Annotated in this window: 3 protein-coding genes and 1 pseudogene; 3 read left to right on the forward strand and 1 reads right to left on the reverse strand. The window is 71.2% G+C overall.

Annotated features, from left to right (window positions below; translation table 11 throughout):
- Window positions 1-263: pseudogene (locus HUU95_RS07105) on the forward strand (hypothetical protein); the annotation flags it as partial.
- 60 nt (window positions 264-323) lie between these two features.
- On the forward strand, window positions 324-1889 hold the full coding sequence (locus HUU95_RS07110; RefSeq protein ID WP_254602667.1) for a hypothetical protein: 1566 nt from the start codon (window positions 324-326) through the stop codon (window positions 1887-1889).
- Here the strand turns inward: HUU95_RS07110 and HUU95_RS07115 are convergent.
- A complete protein-coding gene (locus tag HUU95_RS07115) occupies window positions 1870-3006 on the reverse strand; it encodes a GNAT family N-acetyltransferase (RefSeq protein ID WP_174279477.1) in 1137 nt (378 codons plus the stop codon). The genes HUU95_RS07110 and HUU95_RS07115 overlap by 20 nt on opposite strands.
- Before the next feature lie 175 nt (window positions 3007-3181).
- On the opposite strand from HUU95_RS07115, the gene pepN reads away from it, so the two are divergent.
- Window positions 3182-5668: aminopeptidase N (gene pepN, locus HUU95_RS07120; RefSeq protein WP_174279478.1), on the forward strand; the 2487-nt coding region annotated here is incomplete at its 3' end.

Raw genomic sequence — 5668 nt, forward strand, 5'->3', positions numbered from 1 at the left:
GCACGCACGCGCGCGTGCTGGCGGCACCCTACCATCGCAACGGCGCGGCGAACCTGGACGGCTATCGCTTCTACCTCGGCGACGCGCGCGCGGCGGCGGCGGTCGCGGAGCGCTGGCACGCGGTCGCCTGGCTCCAGTGCGACGCGATGCCCGGCCCCGCCCGCGCGGCCGGGTTGCCCGGATGGCATCGCGCAACGCAGATGGCCGACGGCGCCGCGATCTGGACCCGGAACCGCTTGTCGGGAGGGCCCGCGCGGCGGTAGGGCCGGCGGGTGGAGGGGACAGGTCCGTTCTGGTGGCAGCGGCGCGGCTTCGTGCTGGCGATGACGCTGCTCGCGACCGTGCCGCTCTGGTGGCCGACCATCCCGCCGCTGGTCGACCTGCCCGGCCATATGGGCCGCTATCGCGTCGAGCTGGCCTGGGCGTCGCATCCGGAGCTCGCGCGCTGGTACGATTTCCGCTGGTCGCTGATCGGTAACCTGGGCATCGACCTGCTGATCATCCCGGTCGCCAAGTTGTTCGGGCTCGAAACCGGCGTCAAGCTGATCGTGATCGCCATTCCCGCGCTGACCGTCGCCGGCCTGTTGTGGATCGCGCGCGAGGTGCACGGGCGCATCCCGGCGACCGCGCTGTTCGCGTTGCCGCTCGCGTACAGCTATCCGTTCCAGTTCGGCTTCGTGAACTTCGCGCTGGCGATGGCGCTGGCGCTGCTGCTGTTCGCCTGGTGGCTGCGGTTGGCGCGGCAGGAGCGGCTGGCGTTCCGGGCCGCCGTGTTCGTGCCGCTCTCCTGCCTCCTATGGCTGTGTCATACCTTTGGCTGGGGCACGCTGGGGGTGCTCGCCTTTTCCGCCGAGATGATCCGGCAGCACGATCGGCTGAAGGACGGGGGCGACGGCCATTGGCTGGCCAGCTGGATCCGCGCCGGGCTGGGCTGCCTGCCGCTGGCGCTGCCGCTGGTGCTGATGGTGGTGTGGCGGACGGGCGACCATGTGTCGGGCCAGACCGCCGACTGGTTCGATTGGGACGCGAAGCTGCACTGGGTGACGATGGTGCTGCGCGACCGGTGGCGGCCGTTCGACCTGGCGGGCATGGCGGTGATGGGCGCGGTGCTGGTGGCGGGGCTGGCGGACCGGCGATTGCAATATTCGCGCAATCTGGGGCTGTCGGCGGCGTTCCTGATCGCGGTGTTCGTGCTGCTGCCGCGCATCGTGTTCGGCTCCGCCTATGCCGACATGCGGCTTGCCCCCTTCGCGCTGGCGATCGCGCTGATCGCGATCCGACCCCGGCCGGGATTGGCGTTCCGTCACGCGGCGGGGTTCGCGGCGGTGGGGCTCGTCTTTTTCGGGGTGCGGCTGGCGGGCACGGCCGCGAGCTATTGGCTGTACGATCGCAGCACGACGCAGGCGCTGACCGCGCTCGATCACCTGCCCGCCGGCGCGCGCGTCGTCTCGTTCGTCGGACGGCGGTGCGTCGACGACTGGGCCTATACCCGGCTGGAGCACGTCCCCGCGCTGCTGCTGGAACGCAAGCTCGCCTATTCCAACGATCAATGGTCGATGGCCGGCGCGCAGCAGCTGACGACCCGCTACACCGCGGCGAAGGGCTTCGCGCACGATCCATCGCAGATCGTGACGGACCGCAAGTGCCAGCGCGAATGGTGGCGGCCGGTCGACCGCGCGCTGACCCGCTTTCCGCGCGACGCGTTCGACTATGTGTGGATGCTCGATCCGCCGCCGTACGATCCGGCGCTGGCCAGCGGCCTGACCCCGATCTGGCGCGGCGAGCGGCGTAGCGTGCTGTACCGGGTGGACGACCGGACCCAACCGGCGACCGTCGATCCGGCGCAGCCGGCCCAATTCTCCAAGGCGCTCAGCCGCCGCCGCGCCTGAACGGCGCCAGCTCCGCCATATAGTCGCGCTCGTGCGCCACCGCCGCCTGTTCGCGCGCGAGGAAGTCGGCCACCGCGCGACGGAAGCCGGGATCGGGCAGGTAATGCGCGGACCAGGTCGCGGTGGGCAGATAGCCGCGCGCCAGCTTGTGCTCGCCCTGCGCGCCCGCCTCCACGGTGGCCAGCCCGCGCGCGATCGCGGCATCGATCGCTTGGTAATAGCATAGCTCGAAATGCAGGAACGGCACGTCCTCGCTGCACCCCCAATAGCGGCCATATAGCGTGTCGGCGCCGATCAGGTTGAGCGCGCCCGCGATCGGTACGCCGTCGCGCTCCGCCAGGATCAGCAGCACGCGTTCGCCCAGCGCCTGCCCCAGTAGCGGGAAGAAGCCGCGCGTCAGGTACGGCCGTCCCCATTTGCGCGAGCCCGTATCCTGATAGAAGCGCCAGAACGCGTCCCAGTGCCGGTCCTCGATCGCGGCGCCGGTCAGGTGCCGGATCGTCAGCCCCTCGACCGCGCCGGCGCGCTCCTTGCGGATCGCCTTGCGCTTGCGGCTGGCGAGCGCGCCCAGGAAGTCGTCGAAGCTCGCATAGCCGTCGTTGCGCCAGTGGAACTGCGTGCCCTGCCGGATCAGCCATCCCGCCGCCTCGAACGCCGGCACCTGTTCGGGCGAGACGAACGTCGCGTGCGCGCTCGACAGGCCGTGCTGGTCGGTGACCGCCTCCAGCGCCGCGATCAGCGCCGGCGCGCTGCCCTCGTCGCGCAGCAGCAGGCGCGGCCCCGGCACCGGCGAGAACGGTGCCGCGACCTGCAGCTTGGGGTAATAACTGCCGCCGGCCCGCGCCCAGGCATCCGCCCAGCCATGATCGAAGACATATTCGCCCTGGCTGTGCTGCTTGAGATAGGCGGGCGCGACCGCCACCGGCCGGCCATCGGCACCGTCGATCACCAGCGGCAGCGGCCGCCAGCCCGATCGCCCGCCGACGCTGCCCGAGGCTTCGAGCGCGGCGAGGAAGGCATGGCCGACGAACGGATTGTCGGCGCCGGCGCACGCATCCCAGTCGGCGGCGGCGATGCTCGCGACCCCCTCGGCCAGGCGCGCGGTGACGGCGGTCATGGCGCGGAGATAGCGCGGCGTGGGGGCGAGGCAAGCACCTCTGCTCCTCCCGGCAACGGAGGTGGTTCAGGCGACAGCGCCCGCTGCGGGGTCACACCCGGCTCGGGCCCCTCCGCCGCTCGCCGTGCCGGGGAGGAGTGGCGTTTGGGCGGTCCTCGCGCGTATAACACGGGCCATGGACGCGCCCCAGACCCTCGCCCCCGCCGTCACCCGCCGCGCGGACTATCGGCCGCCCGACTGGCTGGTCCCCGACGTGGCGCTGGAGTTCGATCTCGATCCCGTCCGGACCCGCGTCCGCGCGCGGCTCAGCGTCACGCGCAGCACGCCGGACGCGCCGCTGCGGCTCGATGGCGCGGGGCAGGTCCCGCTCGCCGTCCGGGTGGACGGGGTCGCGATCAACGACTGGCGGCTCGACGGCGATCAGCTCGTCATCCCCCTTCCCGGCGACGCGCACCTGGTCGAGACCGAGGTCGAGATCGCGCCCGAGCAGAACACGCAGCTGATGGGGCTTTATGCCTCCAACGGCATCCTGTGCACGCAATGCGAGGCGGAGGGCTTTCGGCGGATCACTTATTTCCCCGACCGGCCCGACGTGCTGAGCCGCTACACCGTGCGGATGACGGCGGACGCCCAGCGCTTCCCCGTGCTGCTCGCCAATGGCGATCCGGTCGCGCGCGGCGACGCCGGCGACGGACGGCACTGGGCCGAGTGGCGCGACCCGTTCCCCAAGCCCTCCTACCTGTTCGCGCTGGTCGCGGGCGACCTCCAGCCCAATCGCGGATCGTTCACCACCATGTCGGGCCGCGCCGTCGAGCTGGCGATCTGGGTCCGCGCGGCCGACCTGTCGCGCACCGACCATGCGCTCCACGCGCTCAAGCTCGCCATGGCGTGGGACGAGCGGACCTATGGCCGCGAATACGATTTGGACGTGTTCAACATCGTCGCGGTGGACGACTTCAACTTCGGCGCGATGGAGAACAAGGGGCTCAACGTCTTCAACAGCCGCTACATCCTCGCCGATCCCGACACCGCGACCGACGCCGATTACGACGCGATCGCGACGGTGGTGGCGCATGAATATTTCCACAACTGGTCGGGCAACCGCGTCACCTGCCGCGACTGGTTCCAGCTGAGCCTGAAGGAAGGCTTCACCGTCTATCGCGACCAGGGCTTCTCCGCCGACCAGGGTTCGGCGGCGGTGAAGCGGATCGAGGACATCCGCACGCTGCGCGCCGCGCAGTTCCCGGAGGATGCGGGGCCGCTGGCGCACCCGATCCGGCCCGACAGCTATCAGGAGATCTCCAACTTCTACACCGCCACCGTCTACAACAAGGGCGCCGAGGTGGTGCGGATGATCGCGACGATGCTGGGGCCGCAGCGGTTCCGCACCGCGTGCGACCTGTATTTCGACCGGTTCGACGGGACGGCCGCGACGTGCGAGGATTTCGTGCGGTCGATGGAGTTCGGCGGCGGCGTCGACCTGTCCCGCTTCCGGCGCTGGTACGAACAGGCGGGGACGCCGCGCGTCTCGGCCAGCGTCGAGCATCGCGACGGCCGCGCGACGCTGCGCCTCGCGCAGCGCGTGCCGGCGACGCCGGGCCAGCACGACGGCCAGCCAGCGGGCGAGCCGATGGTGCTGCCATTGTGCCTCAAGCTGTTTGGCGCGCAGACCGGCCGGGCGCTGATCGAGGAACGGCTGCACCTGCTCGACGAGGCGAACCAGACCTTGGTGTTCGACGGCGTCGGCGAGCGGCCGGTGCTGTCGATCAACCGCGGCTTCTCGGCCCCCGTCATCATCGACAGCGACCGGACCGCCGCCGACCTCGCCTTTCTGAGCCGCCACGACGACGATCCGGTCGCGCGGCACGAGGCGATGCAGCAGCTGATGCTCGACACGCTGGTCGCGGGCGCGGTGGAAGGCAGGGCCGATCACGACGCGGTGATCGACGCGGTGTCGGCGACGCTCGCCGAGCCGGGGCTCGACCCGGCGTTCATCGCCGAGGCGGTGCTGCTGCCGTCGGAGGCGTTCGTCGGCGACCAGCTGGCGGTGGTCGATCCCGAGGCGATCGCGGCCGCGCGCGAGGCGCTGCGGCGCACGCTCGGCCGCCGGCTCGAAGCGCAATGGCGCGAGGCGTATGACGGCGCGCGCGCGCCCTATGCCTATACGCCAGCCGCCAAGGGCCTGCGCCGGCTGCGCAACGTCGCGCTGGGCTATCTCTCGGCGTCGGGCGCGGACGACTGGGCCAGGCTCGCCTTCACCCAGTTCGGCGCGGCGGACAACATGACCGACCGGCAGGCGGCCTTGTCCACGCTCGCCAATGGGGAAGCGCCGGAAGCGGAGGGCGAGCGCGTCGCGGCGCTGGACATCTTCTACCAGCGCTATCGCGACAACCCGCTGGTGCTCGACAAATGGTTTGGGACGCAGGCGCTGTCGACGCGCACCGATACCGCCGTGACGGTCGCCGAGCTGATCCACCATCGCGACTTCACGCTCGCCAACCCCAATCGGGCGCGCAGCGTGCTGGGCGGGTTCGGGGTCAACCAGCGCGCGTTCCATGCCGCCGACGGCGCCGGCTACCGCCTGCTCGCCGACCAGCTGATCGCGCTCGACCGGCTCAACCCGCAGACCGCCGCCAAGCTGCTCCCCCCGCTCGCGCGCTGG

The sequence above is a fragment of the Sphingomonas bacterium genome (assembly GCF_903643065.1).
In the GTDB taxonomy this organism is placed as follows: domain Bacteria; phylum Pseudomonadota; class Alphaproteobacteria; order Sphingomonadales; family Sphingomonadaceae; genus Sphingomonas.